Raw genomic sequence first — 26,623 nt, forward strand, 5'->3', positions numbered from 1 at the left:
TGAATGCTTTGCTGCAACTGCTTATACCTTTGCAAGAAATGCTTAAGCGTTTCTTATAGATCGCGCAACATTAGCTGCAATCGTTTGAGTCTTTACAAGTCTGAAGCGTAATAGCGTAGGCGTAACCCGTCGTAGACATCGCTTTTGTCTGTTGTCTGACGATAAAATCTTTCTTAAACCCTATTAACCTAATAAATGAAGTCCTGTTGGTATTGAGGCAGATAGTTTATGACAGCCAGAGAGCAACTTATTCAGGAAATTGGGCAGGTTTCAGATTCTTTAGTGGAAGAAGTGTTAGACTTCTTGCTATTCATAAAAGATAGACAAGATCAGAAAAATTTCACATCTGATCGTGAAAAAAGCCAGCCATCTGAGCAAAGCATTCTAGAGCGTATGGGAGGAATGCCCCAGCATTTGCTCTCGGTTGGTAATTTATCAGACCGAGATGTTCGGAGAGCGATTATTGCATCACGGATAAAGCAGAGCCACCAACAAGAATCATGAGCTATTATCCTACGATTTTGGTAGATACAGGTTTGTTGGTTGCCTTTTACGACTCAGCAGATTCACATCATCATCAAGTGGTTAAGTTTTTTGCTGGATGTACCAGTCGATTGGTGACAAGTGAAGGTTGTGTCACTGAAGTGATGTGGCTATTAGCCTCTGACTGGCAAGTGCAAAACGAGTTTCTATCCCACCTGGCAAATAACATATACGAGTGTGAATCCCTTGCGTCTCAAGATTTTGCTCGGATTGCTGAACTGAATGCTCAGTACGCTGATTTGCCAGCAGATTTTTCAGATTTATCCCTTGTGGTAATTTCTGAACGCCTGAATATCGCTGCTATCGCCACACTAGATAAAGATTTTGATATTTATCGGCGCTATCGTAACCAACCTTTTAAACGAGTTTTTTACCCTTAAATAACTTCATTAGCGATCGCCTATAAACGATAAGGATGTTACCATATCTTTCACCAGCTGAATCTCACTTATGAAATTAGTTTGCTCCCAAAGCGATCTCAGTACAAATCTCTCACTCGTTAGTCGTGCAGTACCTTCACGACCTACTCATCCAGTACTTGCTAATGTGCTGTTACAAGCGGATGCTGAAACTAACCAAGTAAGCTTAACAGCCTTCGATCTCAGCTTGGGAATCCGCACCAGCTTTAATGCAGAGGTATGGCAAGGAGGTGCGATCGCACTTCCTGCTAAGTTACTTGTAGATATCACCTCTCGTCTTCCAGAAGGCGAAATCACTTTAGACGATGAATCAGCCCTGACAGGTGCAACATCCGGTGGAGAAGGTTTAATAGTTACACTCACACCCAAAAGTGGACATTATCAAGTCCGAGCAATGGGGCCAGAAGAATTTCCTGAACTACCTGTAATTGAAAATACAGAAGTAATTTATCTCACCACCGCCGCATTAGTTGAGGGATTACGGGGTTCATTATTTGCTACCAGTGGTGATGAAACTAAACAAGTACTCACGGGAGTACATTTAACAGTTAAACAAGATACCCTAGAATTTGCAGCTACCGACGGACATCGCCTAGCAGTGGTAGAAACTAGCAACGAGCGTCCTTTAGGCGGAACGAGTCAGCTAGAGGTGACAGTACCAGCGAGAGCATTACGCGAACTCCAACGGATGCTAGCTCATAGCGCCTCATCAGATGAACCTGTAGCTTTATATTTCGATCAAGGTCAAGTTGTGTTTGCATGGCAAAATCAACGCTTGACTAGTCGCACATTAGAAGGGCAATATCCTGCTTATCGACAATTGATTCCGCGTCAATTTGAACGACAAGTGACAATTGAACGGCGACAATTTGTCAGCACTTTGGAACGAATTGCTGTGCTAGCTGATCAAAAAAATAATATTGTCAAACTTACTATTGATAGCGAAGCTCAAGAAATTACCTTATCTTGCGAAGCTCAAGATGTGGGTAGTGGTAGAGAGTCAATGCCAGCGCAGATATCTGGAGAAAACATTGAAATTGCTTTTAATATTAAATATTTGATGGAAGGCTTGAAAGAGTTGCCATCTACCGAAATTCAAATGCACCTAAATCAAAGTCTAACTCCAGTGATTTTTACACCATTGGGTGGTTTGAAAATGACCTATTTAGCTATGCCTGTGCAACTGAGAAGTTGAAGGGGGCAGGGGGCAGGGGGCAGGAGGCAGGAGGCAGGAGGCAGGAGGCAGGGGAGAAGAACAGATTTAAACCTCTTTCTCTTGATTGAGATGTTGCTTAGGAAACGTTATATTACACCCTAAAACTTGTTGAGCAAATCATTAAATTTAGGACTTTCGTCGTAGGGGTAATTCATGAATTGCTCCTACGACAGATATAGTTCAAATACATGAAAACTGCTGTAAAAGGATCTGGCGATAAATAAAGACGGGTTGCAGCCCGTCTAAAAAATAGCTTGAAAGTGCAAATACACCTTGTATAGTTATTAAAAATAACACAGTTAATTTGTTCAGAGTTGCCAATTTGCCAAGTGGCTTTCCATATTTGCGGGCTGTCCCTGCCCTCTTGCTCCCTGCCCCCTGCTCCCTGCCTCGTTCAAGTGAAGTTAAGGCAGATGCCCACCCTACAAAAATCATTCCTTAATTCAGCAAAACCCGCAGTTTTGGAGACCTCCCTAGTATAAAAGTAGTAATAATTGCCCTTAAAAAATATTGTTTCGTCTAAATCAGTCATAGTAGAATTTACAGCTACTGCATACAAAAGCTTCTCTAAGTGTTTTACCAGAGCGGCTAAGTTGTATTTGACTCAACCAGCAGCTAAGATCGAGGTTTATAAGCATCAAATATGAACGTTTTACTTCTATACCCCCTTTTTCCAAAAAGTTTTTGGTCTTTTGAAAAAACACTGGCTTTATTAGACCGTAAAGCAATGCTACCGCCTTTAGGTTTGGTAACTGTAGCCGCGATATTACCTCAAGAATGGGAGTATAAGCTAGTAGATCGAAATGTTCGTGCCTGTACGGAAGCAGAGTGGGCTTGGGCCGATTTGGTTATTATGTCGGCGATGATTGTGCAAAAAGAAGACTTGCTCTGTCAGATATTAGAAGCAAAACGGAGAGGTAAACGGGTAGCTGTGGGTGGGCCTTTCCCGACAGCGTTACCAGATGAAATGACATCCGCCGGAGTGGATTACTTGATATTAGACGAAGGGGAAATTACCCTACCCTTATTTGTAGCAGCGATCGCACGGGGCGATCGCACAGGCATTTTTCGCTCTGGCGGTGAAAAACCAGATGTTACCAACACTCCCACCCCTCGCTTTGACTTGCTAGAGTTTGAAGCTTATGCGGAAATGTCGGTGCAATTTTCCCGTGGATGTCCCTTTCAGTGTGAATTCTGCGACATTATTGTGCTGTATGGTCGCAAACCTCGCACCAAAAACCCAGAACAATTACTAGCAGAACTTGATTATCTCTACAGACTGGGTTGGCGACGCAGTATTTTTATGGTGGATGACAACTTCATCGGTAATAAGCGGAATGTCAAATTATTTTTGAAGTCTCTTCTGCCCTGGATGGTAGAACATAACTATCCCTTTTCTTTTGCCACAGAGGCTTCAGTTGATTTAGCCCAAGATCAAGAACTAATGGACTTGATGGTAGCGTGTAATTTTGGAGCCGTTTTTCTGGGAATTGAAACCCCCGACGAAGAAAGTCTCACTTTCACTCAGAAATACCAAAATACCAGAGACTCGCTCAGTGAAGCGGTGAATAGAATTACCCGCTCCGGGTTGCGAGTTATGGCAGGCTTTATCATTGGATTTGATGGCGAGAAAGTAGGAGCAGGCGCACGAATTGTCAAGTTTGTCGAGCAAACAGCAATTCCCACCGCCTTATTTAGTATGCTGCAAGCGCTTCCAGATACAGCCCTCTGGCATAGATTAGAAAAGGAAGGACGACTCCGCAATAAATCAGCCAACATCAACCAAACCACGTTGATGAACTTTGTCCCAACTCGACCGTTAGAAGACATCGCTCGTGAATATGTGCAGGCGTTCTGTGATTTGTATGACCCAGAGCGGTTTTTGGAGCGTACATACAAACACTTCCGGCTTTTGGGCGAAGCAACGTACCCGAAAAAGGGCAAAGCTGCCAAGAAACCATTGAACTGGAAAGTACTCCGAGCGTTTCTAATCATTTGCTGGCGGCAGGGTGTACGTCGTCAGACGCGCTGGCAATTCTGGCGCAACCTGTGGAGTATGTATCGGCATAATCCGGGTGGGGTGAGTAGTTACTTAGCCGTTTGTGCCCAAATTGAGCATTTCTTGGAGTATCGCCAAATTGTTCGGGATGAAATTGAGGCTCAAGTGACTGAATTTCTCCAAGCTGAAGCTAGGGTAAAACCTGAAGCGCAAGTGATGGTTAATTCCTAGTTAAGGCAAAAGACGCGATAAATCGCGTCTTTGTGATCGTACAATACATCCCGATACAATGTCTTTATTGGTATAAGTGACAATGCCACTCGATAATTTGGAGATTAATGAAGCGGTCTATGATGACCAAGGTTGGGACGGTCTACTACTATTTCTAAGATACAAGGTTGGGTGCAGCGATAGCGTAACCCAACATAAAATTTGGTGGTAATGTTGGGTTGCGTTTCACTCCACCCAACCTACATCAATATATCTTTTAAAAAACTCTAGGTTTCAACATAGATGAGGTTTAAGCACCTAAATTTAATTTTTAATTTTTAATTTTTAATTCGGAGCAAAGCGACGTGACTATACCACTCGATAATTTGGAGATTAATGAAGCGATCGCAGTAAAATTTGCTCAATTAGTACTGGATTGTATCGAGCGAGAGTATCCTAACAGTATTCTGCGTTGGGCTGAGAGCGACGAGGATATAAAACCACCGCGTAAATTGACTCCTGCTTTTTATGGCTGCTTAGATTGGCATTCAGCCGTACATGGTCACTGGTTGCTGGTACGTTTGCTGCGTTACTTTCCTGAAGCCTCTTTCCATGCAGCGTCAAAACAAGCACTTGGGCAGAGCCTAACACCTGAGAAAATTCAAGGAGAGATTGCCCATTTTCAACGGCGACCCTTTTTTGAATTTCCTTACGGTGTGGGCTGGTTTCTGCAACTGGCTGCGGAACTTCACGAGTGGAATCATGCCCAAGCGAAAGAATGGCGGGTTGTATTGGAACCGCTAGAAAAGTTGATTGCAGATAACTTACAGCGCTGGATTAACGAACTGAAACTGCCAAATCGCACAGGGGTGCATAGCCAAACAGCCTTTGCACTTGGTTTGATGCTAGATTGGGCAAAAATTACCGAAAATACTGATTTTACTCAGTTATTGGAGAATAAAGCACGGCAATTTTATCTTAGCGATCGCAACTACTCGTTACAATTTGAGCCACTTGGTTACGATTTTCTCTCTTCTGGACTTGCTGAAGCAGACCTCATGCGGCGAATCCTGCCAACAAAAGATTTTACTGAGTGGCTCACCGATTTTCTGCCACAAATACCCATTGATAATTCAGAAAGTTGGTTAGAACCTGCCAGAGTTGATAATCCTCAAGATTATATGCAAGCCCACTTCTACGGTCTTAATCTCAGTCGTGCTTGGATGCTTGAGGGTATCATATCTGGATTGGCAAATAGCGATCGCCGCATAAAAACACTCCGCTCTGCTGCTCTTCACCATCGTCAGCATGGACTCACAGACGTTGTAATTGAACATTATGCAGCTAGTCACTGGCTAGGAACCTTTGCCGTTTACCTCCTAACGAATCGTGGATTACAAGGGCAAATTATTTAAACAGTCTGGGTGAGCTAAAAAAGTATCAAAACTTTTTAAATCGGGATTTTTCTATTCCCCATTCCCCGTTCCCCATTCCCCATTCCCCAATCCCCAATGCCTCAATCCTTAAAAGATGCCAAGTAAATATGCCTTAGCTTGCTGATACTGTCAGGATCAAAGAGTAAAGAATAAAAGGCAATCTATTTTGACTTTTAACTTTCTCCTTTTGTTCAACTTCCACAACGGGAGGCTTAATCTTGACTAAATTGAAAGTTGGTATCAATGGCTTCGGTCGAATCGGGCGACTCGTGCTTCGCGCTGGCATCGATAATCCCAATATTGAGTTTGTAGGCATTAACGACCTAGTACCACCAGATAACCTTGCTTACTTATTAAAGTACGACTCAACCCACGGTCAATTAAAGCAGAAGGTTGAAGCCAAGGAAGACGGTATTCTCATTGATGGGCACTTCATTCCTTGTGTGTCGGTGAGAAATCCAGCAGAGTTACCTTGGGGAAAATCAGGTGCGGATTATGTGGTAGAAGCCACCGGACTCTTCACTGACTACGAAGGAGCCGCAAACCACCTAAAAGCAGGTGCAAAACGCGTGGTAATTTCTGCTCCCACCAAAGATCCAGATAGAGTTACTACTCTACTTATGGGTGTCAATCATCACCTATTTGACCCCAGCAAGGATATCATTGTCTCCAATGCTAGCTGCACTACAAACTGTCTAGCTCCCATAGCTAAAGTGATCAATGATAACTTTGGGTTAACTGAAGGGTTGATGACCACCGTCCATGCCATGACTGCCACTCAGCCAACTGTAGACGGCCCCAGCAAGAAAGACTGGCGGGGTGGTCGAGGTGCAAGCCAGAATATTATTCCCTCCTCCACAGGTGCAGCTAAAGCTGTAGCACTGGTTTTACCAGAATTGAAGGGTAGATTGACTGGTATGGCATTACGAGTTCCGACTCCCGATGTCTCTGTAGTTGATTTAACTTTCAAAACTGCCAAAGCCACTAGTTACAAAGAAATCTGTGCTGCTATGAAAGAGGCTGCCGCAGGTTCACTAGCGGGTATTTTAGGATACACAGATGAAGAAGTAGTTTCCACAGATTTTCAAGGCGACACCCATTCTAGTATCTTCGACGCAGGTGCTGGAATTGAGTTGAATTCAAACTTCTTCAAGGTAATTGCCTGGTATGACAACGAGTGGGGCTACTCGAATCGCGTGATTGACCTGATGTTGTCTATGTCACAAAAGGAAAAACTCGCCTCTACAGTTGCTGTGGTTTAATTGGTCATTTGTCATTGGTCATTGGTCATTGGTGATTAACTTTTGACTTTTGACCCTTGACTTTGGGGATTTGGGTCAAATGGTAAATACCCTGGGAGTAAAACATTATTTAGTATCTTTATTTACAAAAACGGTGATATAAAGCACGTGTTAATTTGGATGACTGGGCGATGTCTACGACGGGCTACGCCTACGCACAAACTATCCAAATTTGCAGGTTACTCCTCAACCCCTAATCCCTATGCGTCGAACCAAAATCATTTGTACTGTTGGGCCCGCTACATCTGCACCCGAAAATCTGCGAGGCTTGGTAGAAGCTGGAATGAATGTGGCGCGGCTGAATTTTTCCCACGGGGCTTATGAATTCCACGCCCAAACTGCTCACTATCTCAGACAAATTAGTAATGAGCAGCAAAAGCCGATCGCAATTATGCAAGACCTGTGTGGCCCCAAGATTCGTTTGGGAACTTTACCACCGGAAGGGTTAAATTTAGAAGCTGGTACAGAAGTCACCTTTGTATTGCAAGAAAAGGGTGAGAGCATTGAGGAAATACCTCTACCATTACCGACTCTGTTCGCAATGGTGCGACCAGGTGAACCGATTTTAATTAATGATGGTCGCGTCAAGTTAATTGTTACCGATCGCGATGCCGATCGCATTCGCGCCCAAGTGAAGACTGGCGGGTTAATTTCCACACATAAAGGAGTAAACCTGCCACAAACTCCTTTACCTGTTAATTCCATCACCGAAAAAGACTTGCTGGATCTACGCTTTGGGATTCAGTTGGGTGTAGATTGGGTAGCGGTGTCCTTTGTCCAATCGCCACAAGACTTAGAACCCGCCAAGCGCATGATTGAAGCAGCTGGTGCTTCCATCCGCTTAATTGCCAAAATCGAAAGAGCAGAGGCAATAGAAAACTTTGACTCCATTCTAAAAGTGGCCGACGCGATTATGATTGCCCGTGGCGATTTAGGGGTAGAAGTGCCAATTCACGAAGTACCCCTCATTCAAAAAGATATTATTCGCCGTTGCAATCGTGCTGGCAAACCGGTGATTACAGCCACCCAAATGCTAGAGTCGATGATTAGCGCCCCCGATCCCACCCGCGCCGAAGCAACTGATGTTGCCAACTCCATCTTAGATGGTACGGATGCAGTCATGCTTTCTGGTGAAACAGCTGTTGGACAATATCCCATCGCCGCCGTCCAGATGATGCACAATATCGCCGTGCGGACAGAACAGGCTCTAGATGAGGGTAGCAAACACGCCTGGTGTCATGAAGCAGGTAGTCTCAGCGTTACCGAATCTGTAGCAGAATCTGTGTGTCGCATCGCTTATGAAACAGGTTCACGGGCAATTCTCTGTAACACTTCATCAGGAAATACAGCGAGAATGGTGTCTAAATATCGGCCGACTTCTCCCATTATTGCCCTCACCTCCGATATCACCGCTTATCGCCAATTAGCACTTTCTTGGGGTGTGGAAGCTTTGCTGATCCCACCAGTTCACCATGCTGAAGAGATGTTTACCAATGTGGTGAACACAGTTGTAGATATGGGTTTAGCCAGTAAGGGCGATAAAGTAGTGATTACCTCTGGTGTTCCAATTGGTAAATCGGGCACAACTAGTTTAATCAAAGTGCATTCCATTGGACAGCCAATATCGGCATAAGCCACTTAGAATAGGGCTGTGGCTCAAGATAGTAAGCAAAATTGGGCAATGATTCCGAAAAATTGCCAGAATCAGAATTGAAGGAACTAAGGACTGGGGACTGGTGACTGGGAAGATAAGGAAGAGAATAATAACTCTTGTACAGACACGATTAATCGCGTTTCTACTCCTAACTCAGTACTCAGCACTCGCTAGGGAATAAGTAAATCCTAAACAAACATCACGGAGTCTTTTATGTCTAAGAATTTACTAGAACAATTGCGAGAAGTGACTGTTGTGGTCGCGGATACGGGGGATATCCAGGCAATTGAAAAGTTCAAACCCCAAGATGCCACCACCAATCCTTCTCTGATTACTGCTGCGGCGCAAATGCCAGAATATCAGGGAATTGTCGATCAAACTTTACTGCAAGCGAAGAAAGATGCTGGAGACGGAGCCACCCAAGCACAGATAGTTTCTCTAGCTTTTGACCGTTTAGCAGTTGCTTTTGGATTAAAGATTTTACAAATTATTCCCGGTCGTGTGTCTACAGAAGTAGATGCTCGCTTGTCCTACGATACCGAAGCTACTCTGACTAAAGCACGGGATTTAATTGCCCAGTATAAAGCTGCTGGAATTGGCCGCGATCGCGTTTTAATTAAAATTGCCACCACTTGGGAAGGCATTCGCGCTGCGGAAATTCTTGAAAAAGAAGGTATTCACTGTAACCTTACCTTGTTGTTTGGTCTTCACCAAGCGATCGCCTGTGCAGAAGCCGGCGTTACCCTAATTTCTCCCTTCGTCGGTCGGATTCTCGACTGGTACAAAAAAGATACCGGACGCGATAGCTACCCAGCAACCGAAGATCCAGGAGTTTTGTCCGTCACCAAAATCTACAACTACTACAAGAAATTCGGCTATAAAACCGAAGTTATGGGAGCTAGCTTCCGTAACCTTGGTGAAATTACTGAACTTGCAGGTAGTGATTTGCTAACCATTTCTCCATCACTTTTGGCTGAATTGCAGTCAACTGTTGCAGAACTGCCACGTAAACTTGACCCCGCCAAGGCAGCAAGTTTGTCAATCGAAAAGATATCCATTGACAAAGCTAGCTATGACAAAATGCACGCTGCTGACCGCATGGCAACTGACAAACTAGACGAGGGCATCAAAGGTTTCACCAAGGCATTAGAAGACCTTGAAAAACTTTTGGCAGACCGACTAGTTCGCCTTGAAGGAGAGGTAGTAGCAAGCCATTAAAAGATAACCATAATTAGTGGTTAGTGGTTTAACCACCAACCACTAACCATTAGTTAGTTGTGTATCAGCCTTGGCTCAATAACGACCTCGGATAATGCTGTATCGTCCGTAGGGCTGCCGTCTTTGGATAAACTGCCGTTGTCTTAACTGCTCCCGTCGTCGGATATTTTGGTATCTTCCGAAAGGCTGCCGTCGTCGGATATTTTGGTATCTTCCGAAAGGCTGCCGTCGTCGGATAATCTGCCGTCTTCGGATCATTCTGTATCGTCCTGGCCGCCGTTGAGCAATTAAAAGCTCTCCAGTTTTATCTCCAACTAGATTAGCTTCTGGTACGGCGCTCTGTTCATTGCGAGCATTATTTAAAGAAATATCTTTTGCTTCAGCTAATGAGGGCGGATACACAAAGGCACATAGCAATAGCGCTATTGAGGATAACTTCCTAAGACCTTTCATGTTTTTGCTTCTACTAGACTTTGGTAATAACTTTATTAAAACACCTGAAAGTCTACAAATTACCCCTTATATACTTTTTTTAAACTTAAATTTGGTATGAAATTCTGTCTTTAAATTTCATCCTTATGGATAATTGTAAATTAGCTTAATCTGTGTAATAAAGAAGTAATCGTCTAGCAAAATATAATTTTTTCCAATAGACAAAATGGATAATTACCTAACATTTCGTCTCATTTTAAGAAAGCTTTGCTACATTGCAATAAAGTTCAGTTAGATAACAAAACATTAACTCGTGTAGGTTTGATTGATTCTCTGAAACCAGCTTCTGATAATTATTAGGCTTCCTACTGCTCAACCTAACCTACAACTGTACAACTCTTTTTAACTACACAAATCTGAAAATAAACGGGTAGCGGTAAGACACATTTGGCTGGTTTAGAACATTGATAATGGCAATAATTGGCAGAATAAAACTGACCACGCCCAAAGCAATCAATAACAAAATACCAATTCCCACAACAGTCAAAAATGCAAAGATAATTGCATAAATATAAAGATTTATGTGAAAATTGAGTGATTCTTTGGCATTGCTTTTAATAATTGGGTCATTACTAATTAGCAAAATTGCAATCGGTATGCCAATGGAGATAATCGTAGAGCTAAAAAATATTGCTCCGTGGCTTAGGGCTGATAAAAGCTTGCGTTGCTGAATGTCTTCCATGCCACAATTCCTCTTTTAGAGACTCAAATGGTAACTATTACTCGTGGATGTCACTGTAGTTACGATCTGATATTAGCGTTAGTTAATCACTCTCTGCACAAACCACCCTAAGATACTCAATCCTAACAACAGAGGTGTTAACCAATCACCCCAACGCACATATAAAGTTTGCGTCTGTCGCCGATAAATTGTTTCAGCATGAGTTTCGTAAGTATTATATCCAGACATCCACAAGGTTCTCCCATGAGGATCTACAAAAGCTGAATATCCGGTATTAGTTGCCCGTGCTGACCAGCGATCGGTTTCAATTGCCCGCATGATATCCTGTGCATGGTGCTGGAATGGCATGGATGCAGTGTAATGGGCATCATTAGAAGAACTGAGGATAAATTGCCCACCCGCCGCAGCTTGACGGCGAAATTGTTCAGGAAAAGCAGATTCGTAACATATACTAGCGATCGCACGACCAAAAGGAGTGTCAAATATCTGATTTGCTGAACCAGGAACTTGGTGTGCCTCCAAAGGCGACAAGCGTTGAATTAACCCGCCGAAAATTCCTTCAAAGGGAATATATTCTCCCAAAGGTACGAGTTTGGACTTATCGTAGCGGCTGACAATTTCACCCTTACTGTTGAAAGTAAACAAGCTAATTGTATAACTGTCTCCTCGTTCGCCAAAAGCCCCAATCCAAGCAACTACACCTTTTTCTTTGACAGCTGCGACTAAGGCAGTTCCCAACAAGTTACGCTGGAAAATAGGTAAGGCTCCTTCTGGGGTGAGGACTGCATCTACACCTTGGTCTGCTAAAGTTAAATACCCATTAGTGTAATTTTCTTGGGCGCGACGAAACCCTTCGGAACTTCGTAAAAGTCGGTTCGGAATATTACCTTGAACAATCCCCACTTTCAAGGCTGCTTCTGGGGGTTGAGCGATGGGACGACTGTATAAGAAAAAACCGATGAGGTGTAAGGTAATTAATAATCCTGTGGCGGCAACTAAGTATTTATTAACGAACCGCAGAGGCGCAGAGGACGCAGAGGAAATTTTCTCTGTGCCTCTGTGGTTTATCCATCCTTCAGCAATTAACCCATTTACAGCAACTATTGTTGCTGTCACAGTATTAGGCCCAGAGAGTTGCCCCAGATGTACAATTACGAGATTATGCGGGCTTTGAGTGTAAGCAAGTGAACTCCACCACAGAGGGCCAGCACTCCAAAGGCTCTCTAAGCCGCACCAGACGGCTGTACCAATAAGGACACGTAACCACGGGTTTTTTCCACCCAGGCGAACCATTACAGCCGCCCAAATAGTAAGGAATACCCCACCTAAGACACTGATAAATCCCCAACAAAAAAGCGTGATTGCCAAGCTTGGCAACCAGGGAACGCCCAACCATGTCATCGGATGAATTCCGGTAATCCAGAATAGGGCGACACCGTGAAAACCAATACCCCACAGGAAAGCCGGAGGGAATTGGTTTTTACCTTTGGCTGAAGTTACAACTAGCACCCATAAGGGAACTATGGCAATCCAAGCCAGGAACCATACACCTACTGGGGCTACGGTTAGCCCCATTAAAATGCCGCTAGCTAAGGCTATTAAATAAGGGAGTAAGGTGGTTAACCTCTCCCCCTGCTTTTTATTCTGCTTCTTCTGCATCGGCAGCATCAGGTGGAACTATTGCTACTCCGGTAATAGCGTCATCTTCGTCTAAACGCTGCACTCTGACTCCAGTTGCCGATCGCGATTGGATAGAAATCGCATTTACCGCTTGACGGATGATAATACCGCGATTTGTCACCATCATGATTTCATCATCATCATTGTTGACAATGCGTAGGGTTGCTAACTTGTCTTTAGTTTTGCGGTTTTTGAACTTGGTTGCCATTAAACCCTGACCAGCACGATTTTGTAGTCGGAACTGGGCAACGGGTACACGCTTACCATATCCTCCCATCGTAATTACCAACACCCAAGGGCCAACAATGCCAGTACTAGGCACTTCTGCGGACTCTTCAGTAGTTTCGGTAATTTCGATATCTTCTGTTTCGATTGTTTCGATTGCTTCGATATCTTCTGTTTCTGCTTCTGTAACATCCAAAGTTTCCAGAATTGCTGCGGGTAGAATATCCATACCCACGAGTTCATCTTTATTTTTGAGTTTCATGGCTTTTACCCCACGAGTCGCCCTACTTAAAGGACGCAATTGTTCGTGGTTGCACCGGAAGTTAATCGCCATTCCGTTACGAGAACCAATGATTACACTGTCCTCGACTCTGGCGCGTCGCACCCAGCGCAGTTGGTCGCCTTCTTCTAAGGAAATGGCAATCAAACCATTGGCGCGAATATGACTAAAGGCTGCCAATTCGGTTTTCTTAATATTGCCGCCCTTAGTGAGCATGACCAGATATTCTTCGCTGCTAAACTCGTCAACGGGTACAATCGAGGTGATTTTTTCCTCTTTGGGGATGGGTAACATCTGGACGATTGGTGTCCCGCGACTGGTACGCGAACTCGCTGGAATTTGATACGCTCTCAGGCAATAAACAACACCACGCTCACTAAAGAATAAAATACTGTCGTGATCGCAGCAAGTCAAAAAATGCTCAATGGTATCATCATCTTTTACCTTGGCTGCGGCTTTGCCTCTGGTAGCACGGCTTTGCGCTTCAAAGGTGTTGACTGGCATCCGTTTGATGTAACCTTGCTCTGTAACCAGAATTATCGCTTTTTCATTGGCAATTAAGTCGCGATCGTCTAATTCCCCTTCCCCTGGTAAAATTACCGTGCGGCGGGGTGTGGCAAAGTTAGTTTTCAGTTGCCCAACTTCAGTTTCGATAATTTCTAGCACTCTCTCCCGGCGTGCCAAAATATCTTGCAAGTCGGTAATTTTTGCTTGTAATTCGTCGTGTTCCAAACGAATTTTGTCTGCTTCTAAGGCAGTTAACCGCCGCAATTGCATCTGCAAAATCGCATCTGCTTGCACTTCCGAGAGTCCATAAGTTGTGATTAATTCGCCTTTGGCTGTCGGCGCATCGGGAGCATGGCGAATCAAGACAATAATTGGATCTAACTGTGACAGGGCAATTAATAACCCTTGGAGGAGATGATCGCGTTCTTCGGCTTTCCGCAGTTCGTAACGGGTGCGTCTGGCAATGGATTCGATGCGGAAATCTAAGAAGACGCTTAAAAACTGCTTGAGGGTGAGTACCTGGGGTTCACTATTCACCAACGCCAGCATATTCGCCCCAAAGTTGGCTTGCAGTGGCGTTTGTTTGTAAAGGTTGTTCAGAACGACGCGGGGATAAGCATCACGCTTAAGTTCGATGACAACTCGCATCCCGTCGCGATCGCTTTCATCCCGGATATCTGCGATGCCCTCTAGACGCTTTTCGTTCACCATTTCGGCGATTTTTTCGATCAGCGCCGCTTTATTGGTTTGATAGGGCAATTCGGTGATGATAATTGCTTCTCTATCTGGCCGTCCCCGTTGTTCAACGGTTTCAATGTTAGCGACACCACGCATGGTAATGGAACCACGCCCGGTTGTGTAGGCTTCACGAATCGCAGATGTCCCCAAAATTTGCGCCCCAGTTGGAAAGTCTGGGCCGTGGACGTACTGCATTAATTCGAGATCGGTGATTTCTGGATTGTGGATTACAGCCACCAAAGCATCAATCAATTCGCCCAAATTGTGCGGCGGAATGTTGGTTGCCATACCCACGGCAATTCCAGAGGAACCGTTGAGCAATAATTGGGGAATCCGTGCAGGTAAGACTGTGGGTTCTTGTTGGGAACCGTCGAAGTTATCGGCAAAATCTACGGTTTCATACTCAATATCGTGTAGTAAACCAGCGCTAGTTAAAGCTTGTAAGCGACATTCTGTGTATCGCATTGCGGCTGGCGGATCGTTGTCTACCGAACCGAAGTTACCATGTCCGTTAACTAGGGGCGATCGCATGGAAAAATCCTGCGCCATCCGCACCAAGGCATCATATACTGCTGTGTCGCCGTGGGGGTGGTATTTACCCAACACTTCCCCCACCACACGGGCGCATTTCTTAAAGGGGCGATCGTGGAGCAGACCTAGCTCGTGCATTGCGTAGAGAATGCGACGATGCACAGGTTTTAGACCATCCCTGGCATCTGGCAACGCCCGACCCACTATCACGCTCATGGCGTATTCCAGATAAGACTGCGACATTTCGGTTCGCAAATCTATCGGGATAATCCTCTCCTGTGAGGTTGTCATAACCTAAAAATCTCCAAAAATCGTAGATTTTAGCTTGTTTACTCAACAAAGCGCAAAATTATTCTAAATTACTCTTGAATAATTGCCATAATTTGATATAATTCTAGCATAATATTGCCGTTTTTTGCCTAGGCAGCTAATCCAAAATCTCTAGTGAAAGAAGATATAATAACTTACATTTAGGAAGCTTTTAGTTATTTAACAAGAGCAGTGAAATAAAAGGTTGATTAGCGCAAATTCGCCTAACTTGAAACATGACAGAGTAAAGTTAAGAAAACAATCTAAAATTGGCTTTATCAACTCTTACTTTGATAACCGTTATTTACTAGAATTTTTGCTTACTCAGGTCTTAAAAATAAAAGCGTGGTTGATAATTTCTACTTAAAGAAATAGCAAAATTGAAGAAAAGCTACCAAGACGCAATTAAAGGAAGACTTGTAGCAATTAGTATTTATGATCGACAAAATATTTTGACATAAAGGAGAGGAAATTTTGGCAGCAGTCCGAGTTCGCCAGCATGTTAATCCACTTGGTAAAAAGTATCAAACGCCAGCAAGTGCCCTTGACTGGGAAAAAATTTATGCAAAGCCAAATCAACCACTACATTTAGATATTGGCTGCGCTAAGGGGCAGTTTTTGTTAAATATGGCCCAAATAGAACCCAACTGGAATTATCTAGGCTTAGAAATTCGAGAACCGTTGGTAAAAGAGGCGAATAAGTTACGTTCTGAGTTGGCTTTAACAAATCTGCACTACTTATTTTGCAATGTGAATAACTCACTGCGATCGCTGTTATCTTCTCTCCCTCCAGGAAGTTTACAGCGTGTGACAATTCAATTCCCCGATCCTTGGTTTAAAACCCGCCATGCTAAACGCCGTGTGGTGCAACCAGAACTAGTGGCAGAATTAGCCAGTTATTTGGCGGTTGGTGGGGTTGTGTTTGTGCAATCAGATATGGAATTTATCGCGGTGGAAATGCGCGATCGCTTCGCTGCCCACCCAGCTTATCAGAAAGTTGGTGCAGAAGAATGGTTAGCAGAAAATCCGCTACCAGTCCCTACAGAACGAGAAATAGGCACACAAAAAAAGGGTGAACCTGTTTATCGGGCTTTGTTTGTCAGACGAGAAGTTGTGAATAATGAGGGGTAGTAACAAGCAATTCTTTGAGGAAACTTTGCTGCATTCCTTAAATCTATATAATTTAACCTGAATCACTTAACTTAGATGCTTAAGCTTCTAGTAAAGGAAGGGTGACGGTAAAGGTTGTACCTACTTCAACTTGACTATTGACTATAATCTCGCCTCCATGTGCATCGACACATTTTTTGACGATCGCTAGCCCTAAGCCAGTACCTGGAATGGTTCCAACATTTTCAGCACGTTGAAAAGGCTGAAACAGCCGTTTTTGGTCTTCTTGAGGAATTCCAATTCCCGAATCTTGAATTCGGAAAATTACTGTTTTTTCCTGACCAATTAATTCAAAACGCACTATACCGCCCGGTAGTGAATACTTAATCGCATTACTCAGTAAATTGCCTAAAATATGCCGCAGCAAGCTTTCATCCCATAATGCCTCGTCTAATTTCCCACAACTGGCGAACACCAAAGTCAGATGCTTCTCATTTGCGATCAATCTAACTTCTTCGACCATTTGGCGGCAAAAAGCTTCTAAATCTATACAAATGAGTTCATACCCCAGTCTGCCAGAATCAGCTTTCCCGATGAATGTAACTTCATCCAATAGCTTTGCCATATTTTTGATCGCCGAGCGAATCATTTGTAAATGATTCAGTTTTTTCTCTTTGGTCAATCTTTCATCCTGGTTTTGTAGCAAACCAGCAGCCAAGAGAATAGTATTTAGGGGATTGCGGATGTCATGGGAAAGCATTGAAACAAATTCAGATTTGAACTGGTTAAGTTCATTGGCTTTCACCAGTTCCGCAGTTCGTTCTTCAACCCGGGTTTGTAATGTTTCATTGACTGTGCGTAATGATTCTAAAACCTGCTTGCGCTCGATCGCATAACGCAGCGATCGCACTAACACATCTACATTTACCTGGCGCTTGACTAGATAATCTTGTGCCCCCTGGCGCACTGCTTCAATTGCTAGTTCTTCGTCATTAGTATTTGTTAAAACAACAATCGGTATACTTGGCGCTTGACCAATCAGAGGAGGTAGAGATGATAATCCTTGGCTATCAGGTAGAGTTAAATCTAATAAAATAACATCATAATTACATTGATTTAGTTCCTGAAGTGCTTCGCCCAATCGCGTCACATGAACCAGAGTAAACTCTTGGGACTGGGCTTGCGTCAGAAACTCTTGTAATAACCTTGCAGAAGCTAGATTATCCTCAATTAACAAGATTTTTACTGAGTAGCTCACAACCATAATCTTCAGGTTTCACCCCCTATTGCTGCTCTATCTTGTCATTTGTCATTTGTCATTTGTCATTTGTCATTGGTCATTGGTCATTGGTCATTGGTCATTTGTCATTTGTCATTTGTCATTTGTCATTATTTCACCTTGTCCCCTTGTCCCCTTGTCTCCCCCTTCCCCCTGCCTCACTCCGATGGTAGCGTCACAGTAGAGAGCCAAAAATCTTCGATACTTTTGACGATTTGAAATAATTGGTTCAGGTTGCGAGATTTAGTGATGTAGCAATTCACATGTAAATCGTAGCTGTGAAAAATATCATCCTCATTTTTTGAGGTTGTTAACACAACAACTGGAATACGCTTTAGTAGTGGGTCGGCTTTGATTTCCGCCAGCACTTCTCGACCATCTTTTTTAGGCAAATTCAAATCCAGCAGAATGAGGTCAGGGCGTAGTGCATCAGCATATTCACCTTCTTGGCGTAAATAAGCCATAGCATCTATACCATCCCTGACCGTTACCACTTGGTAGGGCACTGAGCTGTTTTTTAACGCTTCTTGGATTAAGCGAATGTCAGCTTTATTGTCCTCGACCAAAAAGATGGTTTTGTGTTTTTCTCCCGTTTCTACGCTCAAGTTCGCGTCCTCCAACTGGAATCGTAAAGTAGAAGGTTGCGCCTTCACCCAGTCCTGACTCTACCCAAATCCGCCCTCGGTGACATTCGACGATCTTCTTACAGATGGCTAAACCCATACCTGTACCAGTATATTCATCCCGCGTGTGTAAGCGCTGAAAAATTACAAAAATGCGATCGCTAAATTTTGGGTCAATGCCAATTCCATTATCCCGTACTGAGAACAACCATGCGTCTTCTATCCTTTCTGCTCCCACATGAATTTGTGGCGGCTGATCGCTATGAAACTTAATGGCGTTACCGATGAGGTTCTGGAATAGCTGCATCATTTGGGTGCTGTCAGCCATCACTGTTGGTAAGGGATCGTGGGTGATAATAGCGCCAGTTTCATTAATGCGTTGACGCAAATTGCCCAACCCTCGATTTAAGGCTGTCTCTACCTCGGTCATTTGAAATGCGATCGCTTGCATATCCACTTTCGAGTATGCCAGCACGTCATCAATCAACGTCTGCATCAGGCTAACTCCCTGCACAGCGTAGCTGATAAACTCCTGAGCATCTTCATCAAGTTCTTCACTATAGCGCATCTCTAACAGCTGCACGTAATTCACAACTTGATTGAGTGGTTCTTGCAAGTCATGGGAGGCGACGTAGGCAAACTTTTTCAATTCGGCGTTAGAACGTTCTAAATCCTGCGCTAACTGGGCTAGTTCATCGGCTTGACGTAGCACAATATTAACAATTGCTTTCCGCAGTTCTAAAGCTGCTTTTACTTCTACATCTTTCCAAGGTAAAGATGTTAAGCGAACCGTTTCTTTCCACAGTTCAAATGATTTGCGTGGACATAAACGGACATTTCCTTCTGACTGGTTAACTTCAAACGCCTTATTAGGATCGCCACCCCAATTTACAGTTTGAATTACTTCTGGTCGGAACCACAAAACATAAGTCCGCTTGGCGATGGGAATCGCTAACAAACCGCTAGCGACATTTTTAAAGCTTTCTGCATCTGGATAAATCTGCGGCAAAGAGTCTGTATAGAAGACTTCTTCTTCAACATTATTCTTCAGCCATTGGACTAAAAAATTCAGGTCTTCTTCTCTAGGTGTTTCACCAACTACCGTGCAATTTCCCGCAAAACAGACAGCTGCACCTTGAGCGCTAGCCAAATCTAAAAGATGCTGTGGGTTTTTAACTAAACCATCAATAAAGTTTTCTTCTTGAGACATATATTCAATCAAGACTGATTGAAGGTGTGTCAGATTTATCCGGTGATAATAATCTTCTGTCTCTTCTCTAGCTGAAATTTCTGCAAATATTACTCGCCCTAAAAATTCGCAAGCTTTACGTAATTCGTAAGAAACATATTTTGGGGATTGATGATGGCAAGCAATTAGTCCCCAGAGTTTTTGGTCTTTAATTAAAGAGATAGTCAGCGAGGCACCAACACCCATATTATGCAAGTACTCTGTATGACAAGAAGCAGCACTTCTGAGAATAGAGTTGGTTAAATTAATCGGGCGATCGCTAATTGGATTATTGACAGGAAAAAGTTTGATTGGCTGAGAATAAGCATCAGGTATAATTCTGATCGAATTGGCAGCAAATAATTTTCTTGCTGGTTTGGGAATATCTGATTCTGGGTAATGCAGCCCTAAGTATGGTTCTAGACTTTCTAGTTTTTCTTCAGCGATAACGGAACCATGTCCATCATCATCGAATTTATATAGCATTACCCTATCAAATTCCGTTATTTTCCGAACTTCTTGAACGATAACTTGACAAAAGTCACGAAGATTTGCTGTTTTTTCTAGTTGATTTATGGAAGCTCTAGCTAGATGATAAAAGCTTAGAAATGGAATATTTTCTTGAGTAATAGCAGGTTCTAATTCCAGAATTAAAAATCCTTCTGTATTGCGGTGAAATATTGCATCAAATACTATATATTCATCACCTTTTTTTCGTACCCAAACTTTGGTGGGATTGATAAAATCAAGATTTTCCCCGGATAGCCCTGTTTTGATTCTCTCTATTTGGAATGGGTCGAGTAAATCTTCTAGTTTTTTGTGCAACATATTTTCGGGAGCAATTCCGAAAATCTTTAATGTATTAGTGCTAACTTGTAATATTTTTAGCTCAGGCTCCTCCAAAACTAACAGGACACCATGAGGTTGAATTTGGCTAGAAATATGAATTGGTGCCTCTTTCAAGCTAATTAAATTAATACCTGGGAATTGTAAGTTCATTTCCATGAAGATCCTCCTCTGTTGTCTGGGAGCATCAAAACTAGAATATCTAGAATAACGGATAATGATAAATGTAAAAAAATAAGGTTACATTCAGCATTTTTACTTAGTATCTAATTTCCCATGCCCTGATGTTGCGTTTTGCAGGCTTGCTCTCATCTGCTTACACTTTGAAAAGTCTAACAGCCAGTAAACTTACATAGGAATAATAAATGTGAAAACCATGTGATTAAACAATCATGATATGTGTAGCTATGTTAAGTTGAGAAATGAGTTTAGGAGTCATTATTCTTACCAAGACCCCTTTTAATCAAATCCAAGAGTTGAACCACATCCGCAATTTATAACCGTCAGGAGAGAGGGGTAAACCCAAATAGATGGGCATCCAGAAAATAAAAGCAGCCAGAATAATAAAAGTAATGGTGACACCTAGCGCCCGGAGTTGTTGATAATAGCTGCGAAGACACTGATCGACAAACCAAGCGATCGCTAAAAATACAAATACGACTGCACACATATAATGGTAGATAAAAACGCACCTTGTCACTTTTACCCAAGGTGCTAAGTTAGCAGCATAATTTATAACTAAATACAAACCAATCCAAGTATCAACACTAAGAGTTGCTGGTACTAAAAAACGCTTTTCTTTCACCCACGGCATTACGGCTTGTGACACCAGCATCCCTACTAAAAACAACATAGCAGCAACACCAAACCACCACAAAAAGGGATTGCCCATTGCATGGACATCATAAATAACTTGTCCAGCACCGGCAGGTAAAGGTGGCCCCATGACAGGTAATGGTTCAGTGATGCTTTTAGCCGTTTGATAATAATATGCCATTGGTCGAGTCATCAAAGGCCATTTGTACCACGCAGCACAATAAGGATGTACATCCGAACTATTACCACCTAAATGCAAGTGAAATTTCAAAATTTGCTGATGTACTGCAATAAATCCGTAAGTTTTATCTAGTTGAAGGTGAGGAATCCAGATGATGCTATAGATAAAAGCTGGAATTATTCCTAGATAAAATAACATCTGAAAAATATTTAGCTGAGTCAAATTTTGTAGTGGTGACTCAGATGAGGTTGATGGTATAAATGGTGGAGAATAAGTACTAATTCCTATCTCCTGGCTCCTGAATTCTGCCGACGCTCGCGGACTCGCTACCGCTTCGCTATCCTGCCTCCTGCCTCCTGCCTCCTGACTCCTACCTCCTGCCTCCTGCCTTCTGCCTTCTGCCTCCTCCAATGAGGGGGATGTAAAAAAGAGTTTGGCGTTAGCAAAAGAATGCGTTCCCTGAATTACCCAAGCTACTATCCAAATAAGATAAGCACCTGATAGGAACCATAAACCGTTCCACTTAGTACCGACTGACGCACCAAAAGCAATGCCAGCAAAAACTAACCAAAATGAACGTCGCCGGTTTTGCTTATCTAATGCTAATAATAAAAACCAGTGTCCTAATAAACCAAAGATGACAATATAAATATTACTTAAAGCATAACGAGATTCAACTAGAAAAATGCCATCACAAGCTGTAAATAAACCAGCAAGCAAAGCAAAGCTACGGCGATAACTCAATTGATAAGCGATCGCAGCTACAACTAAAGGAATAAATGAGCCTGTAATGGCATTGAACCACCGATAAGTCCAAGGCGATCGCATTGAACCCGTTAGCCCATTTACAGTATCGTGCCAAAAAGGAATGTGACTGCCAAGCCAAATGCCGATGCCAATCATATATTGGCTCAATGGCGGATGAGCATTAAAAAATGGTGTGTGCGTGAGATAATTGTTACCAAATTTGGCAAAGTAAACTTCATCAAATACCAGAGTGTTGAATCGCTCCAGCCCCCAAAACCTCAAGGCGAGTGAGAGGATAAATATACCCAACAGCCCAATTCGGAACCATTTTTTAGTCATTTGTCATTTGTCATTTGTCATTTGTCATTTGGGCATTGATAAATAATCAATAAATAGTTTTTCTTCCCCTGCTTCCCCTGCTCCCGTTACTGCCCTACTCCCTGCTCCCCTCTACTCTTCAGGTGCATCTAGTTGGAACAGGAGTAGTTCAATACCGTAATACTTATTTGTCCGCCCTATTGGTTTCATACCCAATCGTTCTGTTACACGGATTGAAGCATGATTTTCTGGCTTCACTACGGCATAAATAACTGGCAAGTCCAAGACACTAAATCCGTAGTTGAGCATAACTCGTCCTGCTTCTGTTGCATACCCTTTACCCCAAGAAGCTCGCCTCAAGTGCCAGCCTACCTCATAATCTTGAGTGGGTAAACCATCTTTGTCAGGCAATTGTTTGAGAATGATAGTTCCTACAATTGTTGTAGTTTCCTTTTCGACAATTGCCCAAGATCCAGTACCATTGTTGCGTCGGTGCCATTGCTCGATGTTGTCAATCAAACGCTGACGCTGTGACTCAACACTTGTTACCAGAGAAGCTTTACCAAGAAATTGCGTAACTTCAGGATCGCTGTAAATTGCAAAGGCTTGCTCGGCATCGCGTTCGGGTATCCAACTGCGAATAATCAAGCGTTCGGTTTCCAAAAGATTTGTCATCTTGCTTTTGACTAAACTAAATAGCCATTCTGCAAAATACTAAGATACTTATGGTTGAGCAGTCAAAAGTTTTGTAGACAATTACACAAACAAAATATGGCGATCACTATATTACAGGCAGCGATCCAGAAGTTCAACTACTGTTGGTTATGCGATACCTGCGGCGGTAAACTACGCAAATTCTGAATCTTTCCGCAGTTCTTCAGAACGGAATCTTAATGCAATCCGATCCTTTGCTATCCCTGCTCAACTTTTGCCACTTCCAGCATTGTCTTTAAAACCGAATCTGGATTCAGACTGATGGAATCAATTCCTTGTTCGACCAAAAACTGAGCAAATTCTGGGTAATCACTGGGTGCTTGTCCACAAATACCGATTTTGCGATCGCATTTTTTCGCCGCTTCTATGACCATTTTTACCATTCGTTTGACAGCTGGACTGCGTTCATCAAACAATCTCGCTACCAACGCCGAATCTCTATCTATCCCCAGTGTCAGTTGAGTTAAATCATTTGAACCAATGGAGAAACCATCAAATACCTCAGCAAATTCTTCAGCCAGAATCACATTACTGGGCAACTCACACATCACATAAACCTGCAAGCCGTTAACACCCTGCTTTAAGCCATTTTTTGCCATTTCTGCCAAAACCAACCGCCCTTCATCAGGAGTGCGACAAAAAGGAATCATCGGAATAACATTTGTTAAACCCATCTCTTCCCGTACTCGTTTGAGGGCATGACATTCTAGGGCAAAAGCTTCTCTGTAGCCTTCATCATAGTAACGTGCCGCTCCTCGCCAACCTAGCATTGGGTTTTCTTCGTGGGGTTCAAACTGCCGCCCACCTAACAAATTCGCATATTCATTACTTTTAAAATCTGACATTCGCACAATCACTGGTTTGGGATAGAATGCTGCGGCAATTCTACCTATCCCTTGAGCTAATTTATCTACAAAATATTGAGGTTTATCGTCATAAAGTGAGGTAATTTCAGCAATTTTAGCTTTTGCAAATTCATCTTTTAATAATTCATAATTAATTAACGCCATTGGATGAATTTGGATTTGGTTAGCAATGATAAATTCTGTCCGCGCTAAACCTACGCCATCGTTAGGAATTGCCGATAAACTTAATGCTTCTTGAGGATTACCCACATTCATTAAAATTTGAGTATGGGTACGCGGTAAGTTCTCTAAAGCAACTTCTTCAACTTCAAAAGGTAATAAGCCTGCATAAACTTTTCCCTCTTCCCCTTCGGCGCAAGAAATTGTTACCTCTTGACCAGGTTTTAAGATTTCTGTAGCATTGCCACATCCCACGATCGCAGGGACACCCAATTCTCGCGCAATAATTGCTGCATGACACGTTCTACCACCAGAATTGGTGACAATTGCACTGGCGCGTTTCATAATAGGTTCCCAATCAGGATCGGTTCTTTCTGTCACCAAAACTTCCCCAACTTGAAACTGTTCGAGTTTCTGAACATCTAAAATTAGGCGGGCTTTCCCTTGACTAATAGCTTCTCCAATTGCACTTCCCGTAACCAGGGGAATGGGTGATTGGGAATCATGGAGTGAGGAGTGGGAAGATTTTTCCTTATTTTCCCACACCAACCGATAACTCCGCAGCACATTCCCTGTCTTCTGCGACTGGACGGTTTCGGGACGCGCTTGCACAATAAAAAGTTGATTAGTAATGCCATCTTTTGCCCATTCGATATCCATTGGAGTCGATATACCGTGGACTTGAGAATAATGATCTTCAATTAAACATGCCCAACTTCCTAGTTGTAAAATCTCTTCATCACTCAGGGCAAATTTACCTCTTTCGCTGGGGGAAACCGAAACATTTTTTGTAAATTTGGAGCCGTCATCATAAATCATTTTCAGTTCTTTACTGCCCAATTTTTTATCGATAATCGGGCGGAAACCAGCTTTTAAAGTTGGTTTAAAAACACAGTATTCATCGGGATTTACAGACCCCTGAACAACGTTTTCACCTAAACCGTAGGCGGCTGTAATTAGTGCCGCATCCTTAAATCCAGTTTCTGTGTCAATGGAAAACATCACCCCAGAGGTTGCTAAGTCAGAGCGCACCATTTTTTGCACGCCCACAGCCAGAGCAATGCTAAAGTGATCAAATCCCTTGGTGTGACGGTAAGAAATGGCGCGATCGGTAAATATGGAAGCAAAGCACTTGTGACAAGCTGCTAAAACTCCTTCGACACCAACAACGTTGAGGTAAGTTTCTTGCTGTCCGGCAAAACTAGCATCGGGAAGGTCTTCGGCGGTGGCGCTAGAACGGACTGCAACATCTGTCTCTGTATGGTATATTTCACAAAGACTTTGGTAGGCTGTAGCGATCGCCTCTCGCAATTCTACAGGAAATGGGGTGTGGATTAATAGCGATCGCGCTTTTTTCCCCCGTTCTCGTAAATTTTTGACATCCTCAACATCCAAGTCAGCAAAGAGTTTGCGTAGTTTTGCTTCTAAACCTGCTGATTTGATGAAATGACGATAGGCGTAAGCAGTGGTGGCGAATCCGGTAGGAACGTTAATCCCTTTGGGCGTTAGCTGTTGAATCATTTCGCCCAGTGAGGCATTTTTACCACCAACTAACGGTATATCAGCAATTCCAACTTCATCAAACCACAAGATGAGCGATCGCTCTTGAGCAGATGGAGATAAAGTGTTTTTAGATATTGTAGTCATAATTACCTTTTAAATTTATACTCAATTTGTAAGTGTGTAACCGTTAGTATATTTTTCCCATCTTTAATTTTAGATTTTTCATTCTGTCGTGTAACTTTAAATTTGGCGATTAAATCCAACTTTATAGTCAATAAAAGTTAACAATTATTTAGGTTAATAGCTTTATCAAAATACCGGATGCAATACACAATGGCGCAATTAGAACGACTGCTAAAAATGGCAGAAGATGAGTTAACTGAGTACAGTACTGATGCCCGAAAAATCGAAAAACTACGCCGTAAAATAGGTTTATCAGTCTCGACAGCCGAACAGCGACAAGTCAAAGAAGCATTATTAGTTAATAAGCAATCTTCTAATATAATTACTCAAATTGTCGAAGAGCAAAGACAAACAGTAGCCTTACCATTTTGGGGAATTGCTGGATTGGGTTTGTTATTCGGAATTTCTTTAAATCAACCTTTCTGTTTGTTAGCAGCTATAGTTGGTACTGTATCAGCTTACAGAATTCAAAGATGGGGTTGGCAATTGCAGGCAAGGAGTCTATTGTTACAAACATTGGAAGATATTGAAGCGCGTATTGCCCAACCTAAATAGATACACTTTATAAATAAATTATTTATAACTGCTTGTATTTAAATATACGAGTGAA

20 protein-coding genes are annotated in these 26,623 nt (G+C 42.8%); 10 read left to right on the top strand and 10 right to left on the bottom strand.

Going from position 1 to position 26,623, the window contains the following annotated elements; translation table 11 throughout:
- Positions 1-228: 228 nt before the first annotated feature.
- From IQ274_RS13685 to IQ274_RS13720, 8 genes are all read left to right on the top strand, one after another.
- On the top strand, positions 229-504 hold the full coding sequence (locus tag IQ274_RS13685; protein WP_194142620.1) for a hypothetical protein: 276 nt from the start codon (positions 229-231) through the stop codon (positions 502-504).
- Entirely contained in the window at positions 501-923 is a 423-nt protein-coding gene (locus tag IQ274_RS13690; RefSeq protein WP_194142571.1) for a type II toxin-antitoxin system VapC family toxin, read from the top strand. Before IQ274_RS13685 ends, IQ274_RS13690 begins: the two co-directional genes overlap by 4 nt.
- 70 nt (positions 924-993) lie before the next feature.
- Complete coding sequence (gene dnaN / locus IQ274_RS13695; protein WP_179071181.1) at positions 994-2,157, top strand: DNA polymerase III subunit beta; 1,164 nt, start codon at positions 994-996, stop codon at positions 2,155-2,157.
- Positions 2,158-2,821: 664 nt separating this feature from the next.
- Positions 2,822-4,408 (top strand): B12-binding domain-containing radical SAM protein, encoded by a 1,587-nt coding sequence (locus tag IQ274_RS13700; RefSeq protein WP_194142572.1) that lies wholly within the window; start codon positions 2,822-2,824, stop codon positions 4,406-4,408.
- 344 nt (positions 4,409-4,752) lie between these two features.
- Positions 4,753-5,802 carry a DUF2891 domain-containing protein gene (locus IQ274_RS13705; protein WP_194142573.1) on the top strand — a complete coding sequence of 350 codons (1,050 nt, stop codon included), beginning with the start codon at positions 4,753-4,755 and terminating at the stop codon, positions 5,800-5,802.
- A 239-nt stretch (positions 5,803-6,041) separates the two neighbouring features.
- Complete coding sequence (gap, locus tag IQ274_RS13710) at positions 6,042-7,085, top strand: type I glyceraldehyde-3-phosphate dehydrogenase (protein ID WP_114080282.1); 1,044 nt, start codon at positions 6,042-6,044, stop codon at positions 7,083-7,085.
- Positions 7,086-7,326: 241 nt separating this feature from the next.
- The gene (gene pyk, locus IQ274_RS13715; protein ID WP_163934149.1) at positions 7,327-8,757 is read left to right on the top strand and encodes a pyruvate kinase; all 1,431 of its coding nucleotides are present in this window, start codon (positions 7,327-7,329) and stop codon (positions 8,755-8,757) included.
- 234 nt (positions 8,758-8,991) lie between these two features.
- Positions 8,992-9,996: a transaldolase gene (locus tag IQ274_RS13720; protein ID WP_114080284.1), complete on the top strand. Its 1,005-nt coding sequence runs from the start codon at positions 8,992-8,994 to the stop codon at positions 9,994-9,996.
- Positions 9,997-10,071: 75 nt separating this feature from the next.
- Here IQ274_RS13720 and IQ274_RS13725 read toward each other — a convergent pair whose 3' ends face one another.
- The 4 genes from IQ274_RS13725 to gyrA all read right to left on the bottom strand — a co-directional run bounded on the left by IQ274_RS13725 (position 10,072) and on the right by gyrA (position 15,422).
- Positions 10,072-10,449 (bottom strand): hypothetical protein, encoded by a 378-nt coding sequence (locus IQ274_RS13725; RefSeq protein ID WP_163934152.1) that lies wholly within the window; start codon positions 10,447-10,449, stop codon positions 10,072-10,074.
- A 385-nt stretch (positions 10,450-10,834) separates the two neighbouring features.
- The gene (locus IQ274_RS13730) at positions 10,835-11,170 is read right to left on the bottom strand and encodes a DUF4870 domain-containing protein (protein WP_194142574.1); all 336 of its coding nucleotides are present in this window, start codon (positions 11,168-11,170) and stop codon (positions 10,835-10,837) included.
- A 78-nt stretch (positions 11,171-11,248) separates the two neighbouring features.
- Positions 11,249-12,829 carry an apolipoprotein N-acyltransferase gene (gene lnt, locus IQ274_RS13735; protein WP_194142575.1) on the bottom strand — a complete coding sequence of 527 codons (1,581 nt, stop codon included), beginning with the start codon at positions 12,827-12,829 and terminating at the stop codon, positions 11,249-11,251.
- Positions 12,810-15,422: a DNA topoisomerase (ATP-hydrolyzing) subunit A gene (gene gyrA, locus IQ274_RS13740; protein WP_194142576.1), complete on the bottom strand. Its 2,613-nt coding sequence runs from the start codon at positions 15,420-15,422 to the stop codon at positions 12,810-12,812. The genes lnt and gyrA overlap by 20 nt, the downstream gene beginning before the upstream one ends.
- 492 nt (positions 15,423-15,914) lie before the next feature.
- On the opposite strand from gyrA, the gene trmB reads away from it, so the two are divergent.
- Positions 15,915-16,571: a tRNA (guanosine(46)-N7)-methyltransferase TrmB gene (gene trmB, locus IQ274_RS13745; RefSeq protein WP_194142577.1), complete on the top strand. Its 657-nt coding sequence runs from the start codon at positions 15,915-15,917 to the stop codon at positions 16,569-16,571.
- A gap of 79 nt (positions 16,572-16,650) precedes the next feature.
- On the opposite strand, the gene IQ274_RS13750 is transcribed toward trmB, so the two are convergent.
- The 6 genes from IQ274_RS13750 to ppsA form a co-directional block, all read right to left on the bottom strand.
- On the bottom strand, positions 16,651-17,814 hold the full coding sequence (locus IQ274_RS13750; protein WP_163934172.1) for a hybrid sensor histidine kinase/response regulator: 1,164 nt from the start codon (positions 17,812-17,814) through the stop codon (positions 16,651-16,653).
- Positions 17,815-17,987: 173 nt separating this feature from the next.
- Positions 17,988-18,434, bottom strand: coding sequence for a response regulator (locus tag IQ274_RS13755; protein ID WP_114080291.1), 447 nt, complete (start codon positions 18,432-18,434; stop codon positions 17,988-17,990).
- A complete protein-coding gene (locus IQ274_RS13760; protein WP_194142578.1) occupies positions 18,379-20,685 on the bottom strand; it encodes a sensor histidine kinase in 2,307 nt (768 codons plus the stop codon). The genes IQ274_RS13755 and IQ274_RS13760 overlap by 56 nt, the downstream gene beginning before the upstream one ends.
- Positions 20,686-20,989: 304 nt before the next feature.
- Positions 20,990-22,609: a dolichyl-phosphate-mannose--protein mannosyltransferase gene (locus IQ274_RS13765; RefSeq protein WP_194142579.1), complete on the bottom strand. Its 1,620-nt coding sequence runs from the start codon at positions 22,607-22,609 to the stop codon at positions 20,990-20,992.
- A gap of 111 nt (positions 22,610-22,720) precedes the next feature.
- The gene (locus IQ274_RS13770) at positions 22,721-23,263 is read right to left on the bottom strand and encodes a GNAT family N-acetyltransferase (protein ID WP_163934181.1); all 543 of its coding nucleotides are present in this window, start codon (positions 23,261-23,263) and stop codon (positions 22,721-22,723) included.
- A 236-nt stretch (positions 23,264-23,499) separates the two neighbouring features.
- Positions 23,500-25,974, bottom strand: coding sequence for a phosphoenolpyruvate synthase (gene ppsA / locus IQ274_RS13775; protein ID WP_194142580.1), 2,475 nt, complete (start codon positions 25,972-25,974; stop codon positions 23,500-23,502).
- Between the two features lie 189 nt (positions 25,975-26,163).
- Here ppsA and IQ274_RS13780 point away from each other — a divergent pair, with 189 nt between their 5' ends.
- Entirely contained in the window at positions 26,164-26,568 is a 405-nt protein-coding gene (locus IQ274_RS13780) for a hypothetical protein (protein ID WP_194142581.1), read from the top strand.
- Positions 26,569-26,623: the final 55 nt, after the last annotated feature.

It is taken from the genome of Nostoc sp. LEGE 12447, from assembly GCF_015206985.1.
Lineage (GTDB): Bacteria > Cyanobacteriota > Cyanobacteriia > Cyanobacteriales > Nostocaceae > Nostoc.

What these genes read in the sequence shown, in the direction of transcription:
- IQ274_RS13690 (WP_194142571.1), top strand. Translation starts at nt 501, where the DNA reads ATGAGCTATTATCCTACGATTTTGGTAGATACAGGTTTGTTGGTTGCC.
- gyrA (WP_194142576.1), bottom strand. Translation starts at nt 15,422, where the DNA reads ATGACAACCTCACAGGAGAGGATTATCCCGATAGATTTGCGAACCGAA.
- ppsA (WP_194142580.1), bottom strand. Translation starts at nt 25,974, where the DNA reads ATGACTACAATATCTAAAAACACTTTATCTCCATCTGCTCAAGAGCGA.
- IQ274_RS13725 (WP_163934152.1), bottom strand. Translation starts at nt 10,449, where the DNA reads ATGAAAGGTCTTAGGAAGTTATCCTCAATAGCGCTATTGCTATGTGCC.
- IQ274_RS13730 (WP_194142574.1), bottom strand. Translation starts at nt 11,170, where the DNA reads ATGGAAGACATTCAGCAACGCAAGCTTTTATCAGCCCTAAGCCACGGA.
- dnaN (WP_179071181.1), top strand. Translation starts at nt 994, where the DNA reads ATGAAATTAGTTTGCTCCCAAAGCGATCTCAGTACAAATCTCTCACTC.
- lnt (WP_194142575.1), bottom strand. Translation starts at nt 12,829, where the DNA reads ATGCAGAAGAAGCAGAATAAAAAGCAGGGGGAGAGGTTAACCACCTTA.
- IQ274_RS13685 (WP_194142620.1), top strand. Translation starts at nt 229, where the DNA reads ATGACAGCCAGAGAGCAACTTATTCAGGAAATTGGGCAGGTTTCAGAT.
- IQ274_RS13760 (WP_194142578.1), bottom strand. Translation starts at nt 20,685, where the DNA reads ATGGAAATGAACTTACAATTCCCAGGTATTAATTTAATTAGCTTGAAA.
- IQ274_RS13720 (WP_114080284.1), top strand. Translation starts at nt 8,992, where the DNA reads ATGTCTAAGAATTTACTAGAACAATTGCGAGAAGTGACTGTTGTGGTC.
- pyk (WP_163934149.1), top strand. Translation starts at nt 7,327, where the DNA reads ATGCGTCGAACCAAAATCATTTGTACTGTTGGGCCCGCTACATCTGCA.
- IQ274_RS13750 (WP_163934172.1), bottom strand. Translation starts at nt 17,814, where the DNA reads ATGGTTGTGAGCTACTCAGTAAAAATCTTGTTAATTGAGGATAATCTA.
- IQ274_RS13780 (WP_194142581.1), top strand. Translation starts at nt 26,164, where the DNA reads ATGGCGCAATTAGAACGACTGCTAAAAATGGCAGAAGATGAGTTAACT.
- IQ274_RS13765 (WP_194142579.1), bottom strand. Translation starts at nt 22,609, where the DNA reads ATGACTAAAAAATGGTTCCGAATTGGGCTGTTGGGTATATTTATCCTC.
- IQ274_RS13770 (WP_163934181.1), bottom strand. Translation starts at nt 23,263, where the DNA reads ATGACAAATCTTTTGGAAACCGAACGCTTGATTATTCGCAGTTGGATA.
- IQ274_RS13700 (WP_194142572.1), top strand. Translation starts at nt 2,822, where the DNA reads ATGAACGTTTTACTTCTATACCCCCTTTTTCCAAAAAGTTTTTGGTCT.